General features: G+C 23.2%; 13 protein-coding genes. 5 read left to right on the top strand and 8 right to left on the bottom strand.

From position 1 onward, the window contains the following. Nucleotides 1-186: 186 nt before the first annotated feature. From NQK76_RS00460 to pduL, 7 genes are all read right to left on the bottom strand, one after another. Nucleotides 187-1,509, bottom strand: coding sequence for a TldD/PmbA family protein (locus tag NQK76_RS00460; protein ID WP_255872598.1), 1,323 nt, complete (start codon nt 1,507-1,509; stop codon nt 187-189). Between the two features lie 20 nt (nt 1,510-1,529). Beyond that, a complete protein-coding gene (locus NQK76_RS00455; RefSeq protein WP_036690946.1) occupies nt 1,530-2,897 on the bottom strand; it encodes a TldD/PmbA family protein in 1,368 nt (455 codons plus the stop codon). Nucleotides 2,898-2,982: 85 nt separating this feature from the next. Then, nucleotides 2,983-5,040, bottom strand: coding sequence for a heavy metal translocating P-type ATPase (locus NQK76_RS00450; RefSeq protein WP_255872597.1), 2,058 nt, complete (start codon nt 5,038-5,040; stop codon nt 2,983-2,985). A gap of 175 nt (nt 5,041-5,215) precedes the next feature. Further along, nucleotides 5,216-5,599: a septation protein SpoVG family protein gene (locus NQK76_RS00445; RefSeq protein WP_004995240.1), complete on the bottom strand. Its 384-nt coding sequence runs from the start codon at nt 5,597-5,599 to the stop codon at nt 5,216-5,218. A gap of 191 nt (nt 5,600-5,790) precedes the next feature. Beyond that, the gene (rsmA, locus tag NQK76_RS00440; protein ID WP_004995238.1) at nt 5,791-6,618 is read right to left on the bottom strand and encodes a 16S rRNA (adenine(1518)-N(6)/adenine(1519)-N(6))-dimethyltransferase RsmA; all 828 of its coding nucleotides are present in this window, start codon (nt 6,616-6,618) and stop codon (nt 5,791-5,793) included. Next, nucleotides 6,615-7,937, bottom strand: coding sequence for an HD domain-containing protein (locus tag NQK76_RS00435; RefSeq protein WP_213680267.1), 1,323 nt, complete (start codon nt 7,935-7,937; stop codon nt 6,615-6,617). Before NQK76_RS00435 ends, rsmA begins: the two co-directional genes overlap by 4 nt. Nucleotides 7,938-8,227: 290 nt before the next feature. Further along, on the bottom strand, nt 8,228-8,812 hold the full coding sequence (gene pduL / locus NQK76_RS00430; protein ID WP_004995233.1) for a phosphate propanoyltransferase: 585 nt from the start codon (nt 8,810-8,812) through the stop codon (nt 8,228-8,230). Between the two features lie 329 nt (nt 8,813-9,141). Here pduL and ychF point away from each other — a divergent pair, with 329 nt between their 5' ends. Together ychF and ileS are read left to right on the top strand one after the other, a co-directional pair. Then, complete coding sequence (gene ychF / locus NQK76_RS00425) at nt 9,142-10,251, top strand: redox-regulated ATPase YchF (protein WP_255872596.1); 1,110 nt, start codon at nt 9,142-9,144, stop codon at nt 10,249-10,251. A gap of 84 nt (nt 10,252-10,335) precedes the next feature. Then, nucleotides 10,336-13,122: an isoleucine--tRNA ligase gene (gene ileS / locus NQK76_RS00420; protein WP_255872595.1), complete on the top strand. Its 2,787-nt coding sequence runs from the start codon at nt 10,336-10,338 to the stop codon at nt 13,120-13,122. A gap of 85 nt (nt 13,123-13,207) precedes the next feature. On the opposite strand, the gene NQK76_RS00415 is transcribed toward ileS, so the two are convergent. Further along, entirely contained in the window at nt 13,208-14,233 is a 1,026-nt protein-coding gene (locus NQK76_RS00415) for a hypothetical protein (RefSeq protein ID WP_255872594.1), read from the bottom strand. 556 nt (nt 14,234-14,789) lie between these two features. On the opposite strand from NQK76_RS00415, the gene rpsF reads away from it, so the two are divergent. From rpsF to rpsR, 3 genes are read left to right on the top strand one after another with little or no spacing between them, the layout of a single operon-like run. Continuing rightward, a complete protein-coding gene (gene rpsF / locus NQK76_RS00410; RefSeq protein WP_004995224.1) occupies nt 14,790-15,083 on the top strand; it encodes a 30S ribosomal protein S6 in 294 nt (97 codons plus the stop codon). 23 nt (nt 15,084-15,106) lie between these two features. Then, nucleotides 15,107-15,580: a single-stranded DNA-binding protein gene (locus NQK76_RS00405; protein ID WP_004995223.1), complete on the top strand. Its 474-nt coding sequence runs from the start codon at nt 15,107-15,109 to the stop codon at nt 15,578-15,580. 42 nt (nt 15,581-15,622) lie between these two features. Continuing rightward, on the top strand, nt 15,623-15,859 hold the full coding sequence (gene rpsR, locus NQK76_RS00400) for a 30S ribosomal protein S18 (protein ID WP_004995221.1): 237 nt from the start codon (nt 15,623-15,625) through the stop codon (nt 15,857-15,859). The last annotated feature ends 106 nt before the right edge of the window (nt 15,860-15,965 follow it).

The raw sequence follows: 15,965 nt of genomic DNA, 5'->3' as shown, positions 1-15,965 counted from the left end.
TTTATTTTATTAAAAAAATTTTAACTACCTGATACATTTAATAAACCAACATATACACTAGAACTGCCAAATCCAAAAATTTGAAATTTAAAATCATTAGCAATATCTTTAATATTATTTAATAAATAAAACTATTTATAGTCTAAAAAGCTATAAATAGTTTTTATTTATTTTATTAAAAAAATTTTAACTACCTGATACATTTAATAAACCAACATATACACTAGAACTGCCAAATCCAAAAATTTGAAATTTAAAATCATTAGCAATATCTTTAATATTATTTAATAAATCAAAAAAATTACCAGAAATAACCACCATATTAAACGGATCTTTTATAAAACCATTCTTAATACAAAAGCCTGAAGCTTGCAAACTAAAAGATCCACTGATCTCATCTATACCTGCATGCCAACCCACTATAGAATTTACATAAATACCATCATGAACGGCATATAATAATTCTGATAAAGATTTATCACCAGATTTCAAATAACAATTGCTCATAGCAATAGAACCATTAAAACTATTGCCTTGTGGTGATACATCAAAAAGTTTAGCAGTTTGTAAATTATGGATAAAAGTATTTAAAATCCCTTGAGTAATAATATTTTTGCTTTGACAAGAGACTCCTTCATCATCAAAAATCGGATTAAAAAAAGCTGTCGATATAAAAGGATCATCTATAATAGTTACTTTAGGATTAGCGATTAATTTGCCTTGACTATATTTATATTTACTCAAATTACGATAAACATATAAAGCATTAAAAATATTTTGAAAATTTGATAATAATTCTGAAAACACTTCATTAGAAAAAACTACATGATAAAGTTTAGATGGTAAAGTTTTAGAGCCAATTTGATTCTCTCCTAATTCTAATAAACCTTTAACATAAATAGACAAATCAAAATCTTCAAATTTTTTTACAGGAAACGATTTAGTAATTTCTTCTTGAGTTTTATTATCGCCAAAAATACAATTAGTTTCTAATAAAGCGTAACTATTACATTGTTGCAATTTTAACCCTAAAGAATTAACTATTTTTTGACACCAAAAAATTTCACTATACAACAAATTACATTTTTTAGTAAAATACTGACTAACTAATAAACCTTGATAACATTCTTGCAATAATTTAATTTTATAATCATAAGGTATTGACTCAAAATTGAAATTTTTTTCTAAAATTGTTTTATATTTTTGAGATCCCGAAAACAAAAAATCTTTTTCATTAAAATTTAAAATTTCTATTTTTTGTTTTAAACGTTTTAAAACTTGATCTATGAAAAAATCATTATCTAAATCATCATTTTTTTCTAAATAAATAGAAGTTTTTTTGTTTTTACATAAACCATAAATAAGATAACTAGTCGAATGATTAGCTGTAAATTGTTCTATATTTCCATCTTCTAAATTAATATCAAATTTTCGCTGTTCATATATTATAATTTCTAATCCATCTAAACCTTGTAATTGACTTTTTTGAAACCATTTTTGATAATTCATCACATATTCACCTTTTTTGATCAACTACCACTAACAAGCATTTCTGTTATACGGATAGTTGGTTGACCTAGATCTACCGGAATATCTCCTGAAATGGATCCGCAATAACCTTGCACTAATTGAACATCTTTACCAACACGATCAATTTTAAACAAAATTTCTTGTCCTTTACCAATCAACATCATACCTTTAATAGGTGTTGTTATTTTACCATTTTGAATTAAATAACCAACATTTACCATAAAATTGAATTCTCCTGTATTTGGATCAACAGTTCCACCTCCCAAATATTTAGCATAAAAACCATAATCAGTTTCTTGAATAATTTTTTCCGGATCATGAGGTCCTGCAGAAATATAAGTAGAATTCATACGCGAAGTAGGCGAATACTTATAAGATTCTCGTCTGCCAGATCCTGTAGATGGCATATTTAATTTATAACCATTACGCATATCTACTAAATAAGATTTCAAAATACCATTACTGATTAAAAGATTTTTTTGTGTTAAATGGCCTTCATCATCAATTTTAGTAGCTCCCCAAGCTTCAAATATATTACCATTATCAAATGCAGTAACAAGAGAAGAAGCTATTTTTTGACCAATTTTGTCACAAAAAGGCGATAATCCTCTAGCTACTGATGTTGCTTCTAAAGAATGCCCGCACGCTTCATGGAAAATAACTCCACCAGAACCATTATTAATTACAACAGTCATCGTTTGAGCTTTAATTGATTGTGCTGATAACATTTCAACAGATTGTTTGGCTACTTGTTGAGATATTTCTTGTAAATCTAAAGAATTTAAAAAAACTCCAGTAGATCCTTTACCAAAACTTCTACTAAACTCTTGTATATTAGATTCGTTTTGTGCAACAGAAGTTAAACTCAAATTAACATAATAACGATTATCATAACGAGAAATACCTCGACTATTAACTATCCAAACTTTTTGAAATTTATTTTCCAAATTGACTAAACTTTTAATTACAAGAGAATCTGTTTGACGAATTACACGAGAACAATATAACATCTTTTCAATTTTTTGTTGCCAAGTAATATCATCTAAAGGTTTTTGTGATATATTTTGTTCAAAATCAAAATTTTTTAATAAAATTTTATTTTTATTTTTTAATAAAGGTTTATATTGTAAAATTAAATCTATAATATGTTGGTAAATTATTTTATTAGTATATAAATAAATTTCTTGATTATTGCTTAATAATCTAATACCTAAACCATAAATATGATGTTCACGCGAACCCACTACATTTTGATCAATAACTTTCCACAAATCAGAAGAAGTATCCTCAAAAAAGAATTCAACAAAATCAATGCCTTCGCCTAAAGATAAATTAAAAATATTTTTAATTTCTTCGATATTTAACATGCAATATTTTTCTTCTTTCATATACTAAATTTTATATAATAATAGTTATTTTATTATTAAAAAACTAAAAAATTTCAAAAAATAATTACTTAATTGATTGCAAATTTTCATTTTTTAACATTCGTAAACCATTTAAAAGAACTAAAATAGTGCTAATTTCATGCAAAAAAACCGCAAATGGTAAAAACAAACTAGTAAAAAAATTGCTAATAGTTAAAATAATAATAACACTAATCGCAAAAATCATATTTTGACAAACTATATTATTCAATCTAACAGCTACTTTATGAGTCTGAATAATTTTAATTAAATTATTTTTCATTAAAACGACATCTGCAATATCTGCAATTGCATCTACACCTTCTTGCAAAGCAATTCCTACATCAGCATTAGCCAAAGCAAGAGCATCATTAACGCCATCCCCTACCATAGCTACGCCCGTGTACCTTGTTTTTAACTCTTTAATTTTTGCTAATTTATCTTCTGGTAAACATTCTGCAAAAACATAATCCAGATTTAAACATTTTGCTACATTTTGAGCTGTTTTATAATTATCACCCGTTAAAACAACTGTTTTAATATTAAGATCTCGAAAATAATTTATTATATTAGAACATTCTGGACGTAAAACATCAAAAATCGCCATAACCATTACAACAGTATTATCACAACTAAAATAAAGCACAGTATAACCGTCTTCTAAAAATGATTGTATTTTTGTTTCCAATTCTGAAGAAATTTTATTATTCACATAACAACTCTTTAAATCGCTATATTTAGCTACTTTATAATGTTTATCTTGATAAAAAGACTCAATGCCGATGCCAATCAAATTATTTACCTCTATATCAGAATAATCATTATTAAAATTTTCTCCAGTAACAAAAAAATCTTTTAAATATTTTTTAATAGATATAGCTAAAGGATGATTAGATTTCTGTTCCATATAATAAAAAATAGATAAAAATTTATTTTTTTCATCTTCATTCAAAGAATTATCAAATAAACATTCTTTCACTATAGGTTTACCAATTGTTAAAGTTCCAGTTTTATCAAAAACAATAGCTTTAATATTAGCTAAAAAACTTAAAGCATTTCCGTTTTTTAATAAAATTCTTTGTTTAGCTAAATAAGAAACAGCAGATAAAGTAGCTGGAATATCGGCCACAACCAAAGCACAAGGGGAAGCGACGGTTACAAAAACTATAATTTTTTCAAAAATTTTATTAAACGAATAATATTCCCAACCTTTAATAATATTAATTAAAGGAAAAAATAATAAAATTAAAAAAGATATTAACAACACAAATTTTACATAAATTGGTTCTAAACGTTTAATTAAAGTCGCCTTTTTAGAAACATTATTCTTTAACTCATTAGATAACTTAATAATTCTAGAAAACAAATTCTGATCTGCATTAGCAGTAATTCTAATAACTAAAGTATTATTAAGATTAATATTGCTTCCATAAACCTTATCGCCTTTTTTTTTATCAACAGGTATACTTTCTCCAGTAATATTCGATTCATCAACGCAAGAGTTACCTGAAACTACTATACCATCAGAAGGAATTTGATCACCACTTAAAACAATAACTTCATCTCCAATATTTAATTTTTCTATTTCTATTAATTGAAAATTACCTTCACTATCTCTTAAACGTGCCTGTGTAGGGGCGATTTTTAAAAGGTTTCGAATTTCTTTATGACTTTTAGTTTCTATATATTCTTCTAAAAAATTAGAAGTTGCAAAAATAATAATTAATAAAATAGCTTCATTAAAATTATGTAAAAAAACAGCTCCCAAAGCTCCCAATAACATTAAAATATGTATATTTGGAGTAAATTTACGTTTTTGCTTTGTAATACGATAAGTATCTAATAAACCTTCAATAATAACATGATAACCCGTACAACCCAAAATTAACAAAGTAATTACTTGTTTAAATAATAAAGATTCATGATCATTCAAATTAAAAGATTTAAATACTACTACAGGAACAAAACAGAAAAAATACAAAAATAAGCCCCAAATAAAAAGTAAAAAATGCTTACAATTATTATTGTAACCCGAATCAAAATGTTTTTTAGCATCTGCATTAGAGTTATAAATATTATTATGTTTTTTCAAAATATATACCATTAACCCCTATAAAATGTGATAGAAAAATATATAAACTTAAAAATTAATTTATATATTTTTCTAATTTTTGCAACAAAAAAATAATTAAAATAAATATTTTAGAGTAGATTTTTTAAATGTAAATCTAAATTATAAAATCAAAAAATCTTATAAATTTGTTTTTTTTGAAAGAAAATTAATCACAATTATAACTTTCTTCATTATTAGAATCATAATTTTGATTATTTTCTACATGATCATTTGAATTTTCTTCTGATTTTGATTCAACTTGATTCGAATCAGTTAAATCAACATTATTAGCAGAAGTTTTTGCATAAAATTCTTCTAAAACTCTTTCATTTAACATATTTCTAGTGTGAGTATTAGTAGGATGAGCTATATCTTTGAAAGTTCCTGTACTCAATCTGGAACTAGGCATAGCAATAAAATAACCTTTGTTACCGCGAATTATTCTAACACCATGAATTACAAAACAATCATCTATAAATACACTTGAAACAGCTTTTAATCTTGGATGCTCTTTATCATTAAGTTTTATTCTAACACCAGTAATTTTCATTACATACCATCCTATTATTTTTTAAAAATTTTTAAAAATTAACTTTTTTAATAAACTTAATTACTGTAAAAAATTATAAACCTTTTTTTTAATTTACACAATCTTTTATGGGATTATTTTATCACAATTTATGCACAATATTACATTAAATAAACTGATGCACTATTTAGTAATAATAAAATTCTTGATTATTACCGCTTAAAATAACTCCAAAATAATTTCGCTATTTTTTGCAAATCTTCAACATTTATTTCTTCGGCTCTAATATTTAAAGATATTTGATTGTTGATAAAAAAACTAATAATTTCGGATTTAGATATATTTAAATAATCTTGAAAATTATTAATCAATTGTTTTCGTTTTTGTTTAAAAGCAATTTTTACAAATTTAATAAAATCACCATATAAAAAATTTTTTTTTGTTTCAGATAATTCTTTTTTAATAAATTTCAAAACTATTCCATCTACTTTTGGTTGAGGATAAAAATTAGTTTTTTTAACTATCTTTACCACTTCAATAAAAGCCAAAGATTGACATATAACACTTAAAGAATTGTAATTTTTAACAAAAGGATGGGATAATATCCTCCATGCCAATTCTTTTTGTAACATAATAACAAAACTTTTAATTCGTGATATATCAAAAATTCTAAATAAAACAGAAGAAACAATATGATAAGGTAGATTACCTACTAAAACTACTTCTTCTTGTTCACTATCAAAATATTTTTTAAAATCTTTTTCTATATCTCGTTTTAAAAAATTATCATAAATAATATTAATATTACTATGTTCAGCGAATAATAAAAATTTTTTCAAAGTGTAATCAATTTCATAAGCTAAAACCTTTTTTGCTTTTAAAACTAATAATTTTGTTAAAGCACCTTGACCAGGTCCAATTTCTATTACATTTTTATTGACTATATTAGCAGATTCTACAATTAAATTTAAAATATTAAAATTATTCAAAAAATTTTGACCATATTTTTTTTTAAAAATATGTTTTTCATTTTTAATCATTTAAAATCACGATAATAAAAAAAATTACGAATCTCTTTGTAAGAATTTCGGTACATTATATTATTAATAATAAAAGATTCAATACTTAAAGGTTTTACAATATTATTTGCACTATGATTAAAGCCAATTAAAATTTGTTCGCCAATATTATCAACTTCCTCACGATAAGTATCTCTTAAAATATAATCATCATAATAGTAAGTATAATAAGCAGAATCATTTTTATACTTACACTCTATTTCTTTAATAAATTCATAATTTTTAGAAATATTAGGAATACATTTCCAAAAACAAATACGACGATGTAAAAAATCTTGACAAAGATTAGATAAAATAACATCTTTACTATCTTGAAAAGAGATAATCAAACTATTAATATAAAAATCATCAATTTTCGAATATAATTCTAAGGATTCTTTATTAGAAAAAAAATTTTTTAATAAACTAATGTCAGATTCAAATTGATATTTTTTAGTAATTAAAAATCTAATTCTGACAAAAATTTGTTCTAAAATAATAGCAAATAATACAATTTTAGGATGACAATATACTTGTCTATACATATAATAACGACTCATTAAATAATTTTCAATACTCGAAAGACCACTATTTCGGAACAAAATTACTAATTCACCTGAAGGAAAATTCGAAGTTTGTGGAACTTGATAAGCGTTAGTAATATCCATAATACGAATTAAACGATCAGAATCAATATAACCATAGCTAACGCCAGCAAAAAAAGAATCTCTTTTTAAATAATCTAAACGATCAAAATCTAATTGACTTGTTAAAAGTTGTTTTAATAAAGTAAATTTTTGACTATTTTTATCATTTTTAATCACTTTTGCGACGTCATATTTAAAATTTTCATCTATTCTATCTAATATAGAAAAAATTTCTTTATCATTAATAATCATTTGAATAGTTTTATCTTCATGTTTAACATCAAAAACTCTTTCAAAAATATGAGAATAAGAACTATGTCCAATATCATGTAATAAAGATGCAACCAATAAAATTAATTTATTCCTTAAAGAAAATTTTTTTTCTATTAATTGAAATTTATGAAATTCTAAAAAACGTCTAGATAATTCATAAACACCTAAACTATGGGTAAAACGCGAATGTTCAGCGCCAGGAAAAATCATATGAGCACATCCTAATTGCTTAATACGCCTTAATCTTTGAAAAAGACGAGTATTAATTAACTCTTCCAAAAATAAATATTCTAAATAAATATATCCATAAACAGGATCTTTAATAACTTCAGTCTTTGTAAATTTTCTTGGTTCTTCTGACCAAAATGATTCTAAAAACACAGATATAAACTCTTTCTTCTGTGTAAATAATTTTTGAATTTTATTTAAATAAAATAAATCATATACACTACAAAATAAAATCTATTATTGATATCAATTTATAAATTCAATCATATCAAATTATATTTTATTTATGATTAAATTTTAAAAATAAATTCATAATTAAAATTACTGTTTCAATATCAAAAAAATACTATTATTTAAATTTTTATTAAATTTACACAGATAAATATTTTAAAATCTTTAAAATAATCGAAAAATTAAATAATTTCAATTATACATTTTTAAATTTATGTTTTAATTAATTCTACTAAATCACCATTTTTTAGATGGAATGCTGCGGCATCATCCGTATCTATATGTAATTCTAAACTAAAATCTTTATTTACACGACACAAAACATTTTGCAAAATACCAGCTTTAATACCGCCTACTCGAACACTAACTACTTGTTTATCAGCTAAACATAAATTTTTAGCCTCTTCATCCGATAAATGTATATGTCTATCCGAAATAATAACACCTTCTTTAATAAATAATTTTCCACACGGACCAATTAAAGTAGCACTAGCAGAATTTTGAATATCACCTGAACTCCTAACGGGAGCGCCAAATTTATTTCTAATATTATCACTATTACTAATTTCAATTTGTGTAAATTTTCTTAAAGGCCCTAATATGCGAACATTTTTAAGAATTTGATTATCAGAACTAATAACATCAATTTTTTCTTTAGCTGCAAATTGACCTTTTTGAGTTAAATCTTTAAACCAATTTAGTTTATAGTTTTTACCAAATAAAATCTCTAAAGCTTCTAAAGACAAATGAGCATGTCTACCAGAAACCCCTACAGGTATCATTTGTTTTTTGGACATAATTATAATTCCTTCTATTTTTTAAAATTATTTTTGATATATTTTAAGATTTAATAATAATGTTTCTATTAAAAAGTACTTTTATTTTCCATAAAAATTAGAATTACAATTCTTAATTCAAATCTAGATAATTATAATTAATAAAAATACAGTTTATTGACAATCTCCTCTAACTAACATACATTATAATATTTTTTACAAATGGTATCAACTATCAAAACAATAGATTTTAAATAATCATTTAAACCAGTAAAATGTTATAATTAAATAATAAAATTTAAAAATTATTTTTATAATAAAAAAATTTTTTAGTAAGGTGAAAAACATATATGAAAGTCGGAATTATAGGATTACCCAATGTAGGTAAATCAAGTTTGTTTAATGCATTAACTGGATTAAATATTTTAGAAGCTAATTATCCTTTTGCCACTATACAACCTAATATAGCTATGATAGAAGTTCCTGATGAACGTTTAGAATATATTGCTAATTTTTTCAAATCTCAAAAAATTATCAAAACTCAAATACAATTTGTAGACATTGCCGGTTTAGTTCCTGGAGCATCTAAAGGAGAAGGTTTAGGAAATCAATTTCTTAATCATATTCGTAATGTTGATATTCTTTGTCATGTTGTAAAATGTTTCGAAGATAACAAAATAATACATATTCACGAAAAAATTGATCCTGTTTTAGAAAGCCAAATGGTTGAAACAGAATTAATTTTATCAGATCTAGAGCAAATAGAACAACGCTTAACTAAAATAAATAACTCCAAAAAAAAAACACAACAAGAAGCGAAATTAGAAATACAAATTTTGCAAAAAATTAAACAAAATCTAAGTAAAAATATTTCAGCTAATGAATTAAATTTAACAGAAGAAGAATTTCAAATAATAAAAAATTTTAATTTATTAACTCTTAAACCTATGATTTATATAGGTAATTTTCCAGAAAATAAAAATAATTGTTGGGATGAAAATATTTTTTTTAAACAAATGAATAAATATAGTTTACAAACAAATAGAAAATTTATTCCCATTTGTATTATCGAAGCTAAAAAAAATTACTCTCCTTCTGAATTAGATAATAATAAAACAAATAAAGATAATAATGAGCAAAAATTTTTTTCATCTAAATATGCTTTAGAACAAATAATCAAAAACAGTTATCAACTTTTGAATTTGCAAACATATTTTACTGCAGGTCCAAAAGAAACAAGAAGTTGGTCTTTTCTTAAAGGTTCTACAGCTCCTCAATGCGCTAAATCAATACATACAGATTTTCAAAAAGGCTTTATCCGAGCAGAAGTTGTTAATTATAATGAAATTATAAAATATAGCAATATTAATCAAATAAAAGAAAAAGGTAAATTACGTTCAGAAGGTAAAAATTATATAGTTCAAGATGGTGATATTATAAATTTTAAATTTCGTGTCTAAATCCATCTAACTCCATAAAATATATTATTGATGTATTTATTGATTGTTAATTGTTATTAATACAAAAGGAAATGTAATATAAAAATGAATCAAAAAGATAAAAATTATACTAATACCTTGTCTATGCCCAAAACTGATTTTCCAATGAGAGGCAATTTACCTCAAAAAGAAATAGAAATAGAACAATTTTGGAATAAAATTAACTTATATCAAAAAAATTTAATAAAAAATAATCAAAATCCAACATTCATTCTACATGATGGCCCTCCTTACGCTAATGGCGATATACATATAGGTCACGCCTTAAATAAAATTTTAAAAGATTTTATATTACGATTTAAAACTATGCAAGGATATAATGCTCCTTACATACCTGGATGGGATACACATGGATTGCCAATAGAAATTGCAGTTTTAAAAAACAATTCTAAAAATAAAAATTTACCTAAAAATATTTTTAACGAAGAATGTAAAAAATTTGCTTTGAATTTTGTTCAAAAACAAAAAGAAAATTTCAAAAGATTAGGTATTTTAGGAAATTGGGATAATCCTTATTTAACTTGCGATAACAAATATATATCGAATCAAATTCGAATTTTCGCAAAAATGTTAGAAAAAAAATTAATTTTTAAAAAATTAAAACCTGTTTATTGGTCTACTTACTTAAACTCATCTTTAGCTGAATCAGAAATAGAATATCATAAACACCAAACTTGGTCTATTTTTACAACCTTTCAAATAATAAATAATAAACATGAACATTTTTGGGAAAATGTACAAATAATAATCTGGACTACTAACCCTTGGACTTTATCTTCTAATGAAGCGGTTTGTGTAAACCCAAAAGCTAAATATTATTTAATTAAAGTTAATCAAAATAAAAAATATATTATAGGAGCCCAGGTTTTAACAAAATTACAAATTAAGTTTAATTGGAATAAAATTGATATTATAAAAGTATTCACTGGTAAAGAATTAGAAAATTTACAATACAAAAATATTTTATTTAACAAAATTAAACAAATCATTTTAGGCGAATTTGTCTCTGATCAGGAAGGTACTGGTTTAGTTAGTATCTCGCCAGGACACGGGCAAGAAGATTTTATAATAGGTCAAAAATATAATTTGAAAACAACTTTTAGCATCGATAAACAAGGTAATATGACTGAATTATCTCCTCAATACCAAGGGATTTTTTTTCAAAAAGCTAATGATTTAATAATAGAAGATTTACAAAAACAAGGAATTTTAATTAAATCAGAAATAATAGAGCATTTATATCCGCATGATAATCGTATTAATAAACCCATTGTTTTCTTGGCTTTATCGCAATGGTTTATAGATATTCAAAGTATAAAACCAGAATTATTAAAAGAAATTGAAAATATTAAATGGTTTCCTCATTGGGGAGAACACAAAATGCAAAATATGATAATAAATCGTGAAGATTGGAATATCAGTAGACAAAGAAAATGGGGAGTACCTATTCCTATATTGTATGATGAGAATCAAAGCCCCATTATTGATATCAATATGATAAATCATTTTGCAGATTTATTTGAAAAATATGGAAAAAATATTTGGTATGAATGGGAAATTGCAGAATTATTACCTACAAATTATCTCCAAAAAAATAAAAAATATCATTTATTTACTAAAGATCTAGATATTATAGATGTTTGGTTTGATTCTGGAACTTCATATAATGTAATGCAAAATATTTCTTCAAATTTTTTTCCAGCTGATTTATACTTAGAAGGTTCAGATCAGTATAGAGGATGGTTTAATTCATCTCTAATTACTTCGGTAGCTACATTCAATAAAGCAGCTTATCGACAAATTATTACTCATGGATTTGTTTTAGATGGTAAAGGACAAAAAATGAGTAAATCCAAAAACAACATTATAGAACCCCAAAAAATAATAAAACAAAGCGGAGCTGATGTATTAAGGTTATGGGTAGCTAGCACTAATTATAAAAATGATGTAAAAATAGATTGTGCTATTTTAAAACAAATAGAAGAAAAATACCGTAAAATACGTAATACTTTAAGATTTATGTTAGGTAATTTATATGATTTTAATATAAAAACAGATTATATTATTTTACAAAATAGAACTTCTTTGCATAAATTAATAATTTTAGAATTTAAACAAATAATTAAACAAATTATAGAATCATACGAAAGTTATAATTTTGAAAAAATTATAAGCTTATTATATCCTTTTATAACTATTAGAATAAGTGCTTTTTATTTAGATTTTACTAAAGATATTTTATATATCGAAATTCCGAATTGTAAAGAAAGAAGAACTATTCAATCTAATATATATGATTTACTTTTAGATTTACTAATTATTTTAACTCCTATTTTACCTCACACAACATCAGAAGCCTATAATCATTTAAATGTTAAAAGTTCTAAACAAGAAGATATTTACTTAGAAAATATGCCTACCATACAACAAATAGATGATTTTATAAATCAATTTACGCCAAAATATGTTAATTTAGAAGAACAAAAAGCTTATCAAAAATTTTTAGAATTAAGAGATATAATATTAAAAAAATTAGAAAATGCTAGACAAAAACAAATTATTAATAAATCTCTAGAAGCTAAAATAATTTTAGAATTAACCACAGAATATTTAAATATAATAGAAACATTAAAAATCCAAGATTGTTTACATCAATTATTAATTGTTTCAGAAATTAATATTATAAAATCATCTAAACTTGAAATTAAAATTATTAAAGCTACAGGAAAAACTTGCCCTCGTTGCTGGAATGTAACAAATTATAATAATTCTAACGAATTATGTAATCGATGTAACTCAGTAATAAAACAATTGAAAACCGTATTAATATAATCATCCCAAAAAATAAAATAAAAAAATAGGAGTAAAATTTATTTTTACTCCTATATTTTTTAAAATAATTTTTGATTGTTGATAATTAATTTACAGTTAAAACAGGCACAGGAACAACCCAAACATTCGGTAAATTTTGTTTAAAATTATTAGAATTTATCAATTTATTCATAATAATCTCGCCATATTTATGATTTAATTTATCTATTTTTTGTTTTAATTCAGTAATATTATTTGTAATTTGTGTTTCAGACATATCAGAAGTAGCAATAATTTGAGATTTTAAATAACCTAATTCTTTTAATAATTGTTTTTGTTCTGATTCTAATGCAACAGGATGATAATCCTTACTTTTCAAAATAGCATCTAATTTATCTAATTCTTTGACAGATTTTTGACGCAACATCAAAACATCTGCACTATTCATAAGAATCTTGCCATATTTATGATTTAATTTATCTATTTTTTGTTTTAATTCAGTAATATTATTTGTAATTTGTGTTTCAGACATATCAGAAGTAGCAATAATTTGAGATTTTAAATCACCTAATTCTTTTAATAATTGTTTTTGTTCTGATTCTAATGCAACAGGATGATAATCCTTACTTTTCAAAATAGCATCTAATTTATCTAATTCTTTGACAGATTTTTGACGAAAAACAAACATATTATCAGAAGAATTATTGGGTAATGCCGTTAATTGATGTAATTTATTTTTAGAAAAATCAGATAAACCTAGAATTTTTGTAATTGGAGCAAAATTAAACCTCTTAATAAAGAAGAAACTTATCATTAATAATATAATAAACAATATAAAAATAATAAACGATGAAAAGAAAATTCCTCTAGGCGGAGATATTTTATTTTGTAAATCGTTATTATTAAGATTAGGTTTTGATAAATGATAATGAGTAATAGCAGATGATTTATTAAAAAAATTTAATTTAGGTAACAAACGTAAAATATTAATAATTAAACTAATAACCCAAATAGCTAAATAAACTAAAATAAACATAATTAAACCAAAAATAATATTAATAAAATAATGATAATAATTTTTAATAAAATTAAAAATACCACTTAGATAAGTTATAGCATTGTGTAAATTCACAAAAAAACTCCTTTTTTATAAAATATTTAAAAAATATTTTAAAAATTTAAACAAAATTAAGTTTAAAAAAACAAAATTTTAGATTTAAAATTTAATTTACTAGGTTAACTTTATATTAAAAAATATAACTTAATTATTAGGAATTATCGAAAGTAAAAATGCAATTACATCTATAGTTACATAACCAATCACCTCCTTTATAAAAAATCTAAATCATAATTACAAATTATAAAAAAAGATATGTTTGAATCGAATAAATGAAATTTATTAATATCATTTTATTAAAAATATTTTATTGACATTGTTTTTCTTATTTGTTAGAATGAAATTCAGAGTATATCATCATTTCAATTTGATAAAATTTAATTTTTTATAATAGAAATTGAAATATTGTTTTATTATAAAATAGTTAAAATTTCTATATAAAATTTAATTTGAAAAAATTACTATATTTTTATCCAAAAAGATTAAAATAAAAGTATAAAGATATGAAATAGTTAAATATTTTAAAAATTAATTAAACAATTGATCAAAAGGAGCAAAAAAATCCACCAAAATGAAAGAATATGAATTAATGTACATTATAAAACCCAATATAAGTCAAGAACAAGCGCAAGAAATAGTAGAAAATTTAAAAAAAACTTTTATCAAAAATAAAGATATTAATTGTTTTGAAGAAATTATACCTGCTTCTATAGAATTAAAAGAATTAGCTTATCCAATTAAAAAATTCCAACAAGGATATTATGTACAATCAACAATTAAAGCAGATAATACATTTGTAGAAAAATTTAATCAATTAATGCAAATAACTGAAGAAATACTTCGTTTTCTTATTATCAAAAAATAAAACACATAAATTAGGAGAAAATAATGTTAAATAGGGTATTTTTAATAGGCAGAATAACAAAAGATCCTGAAATAAGATTTACAAAAGAAACTAACGTACCTTATGTTATTTTTCATTTGATAATAGATAGAGGGTATACAAACCAAGAAGGAAAAAAAGAATCAGATTTAATTCGTTGTATCGCTTGGGATAAACAAGCAGAAAGCTTAACTAGATACATTACTAAAGGGAGTTTGTTAGCTATAGAGGGCCGAGTTAGAACAGAAATTTACGAAGATCATAATAATCAACAAAAAACAACTTTTGATACAAAAATTTTATGCACAAATATTAAATTTTTAGAAAGCAAAGAATATTCGGATTATAAAAAAAATAAACAAAAATCAGAATATTCCAATCATTTAGATGTCGAACAAACATCACATAACAGAGATATAAAAAAAAATAATCAAAGTTTTTCCGATATTAAAGAAGATGAAGATGAGTCGCTTTTTTAAAAATTAAAATTTTATAAGGAATATAAGAGTGAAACTATAAATATGCAAATGATTCGAAAAAAATATTTTAAAAAACGTCGTAAAGTATGTTTTTTTACACAAAATAAATTTACTAATATAGATTTTAAAAATATAGAAATTCTAAAAAAATTTATAACTAGTGAAGGTAAAATTTTACCATCTAGAATAACCGGAGTATGTGCTAAATGGCAAAGAAAATTAGCTACAGCTATAAAAAGAGCGCGTCATATGGCCTTAATACCTTTTGTCGAAAAGTAAAATATTTATAAATAATAAACAAGTTTTATCTAACTTGTTTTGTTTTTTTATATAACAAAATTATATATTTGCCCCCGTTTTTTTAGAAAAGAGAGTTTAATGATTA

This window comes from Candidatus Phytoplasma australasiaticum subsp. ipomoeae (genome assembly GCF_024425275.1).
Classification (GTDB): Bacteria; Bacillota_I; Bacilli_A; order Acholeplasmatales; family Acholeplasmataceae; genus Phytoplasma; species Phytoplasma australasiaticum.
Note: the sequence above shows the minus strand (reverse complement) of the source record. Positions and strands in the feature narration are given on the sequence as shown.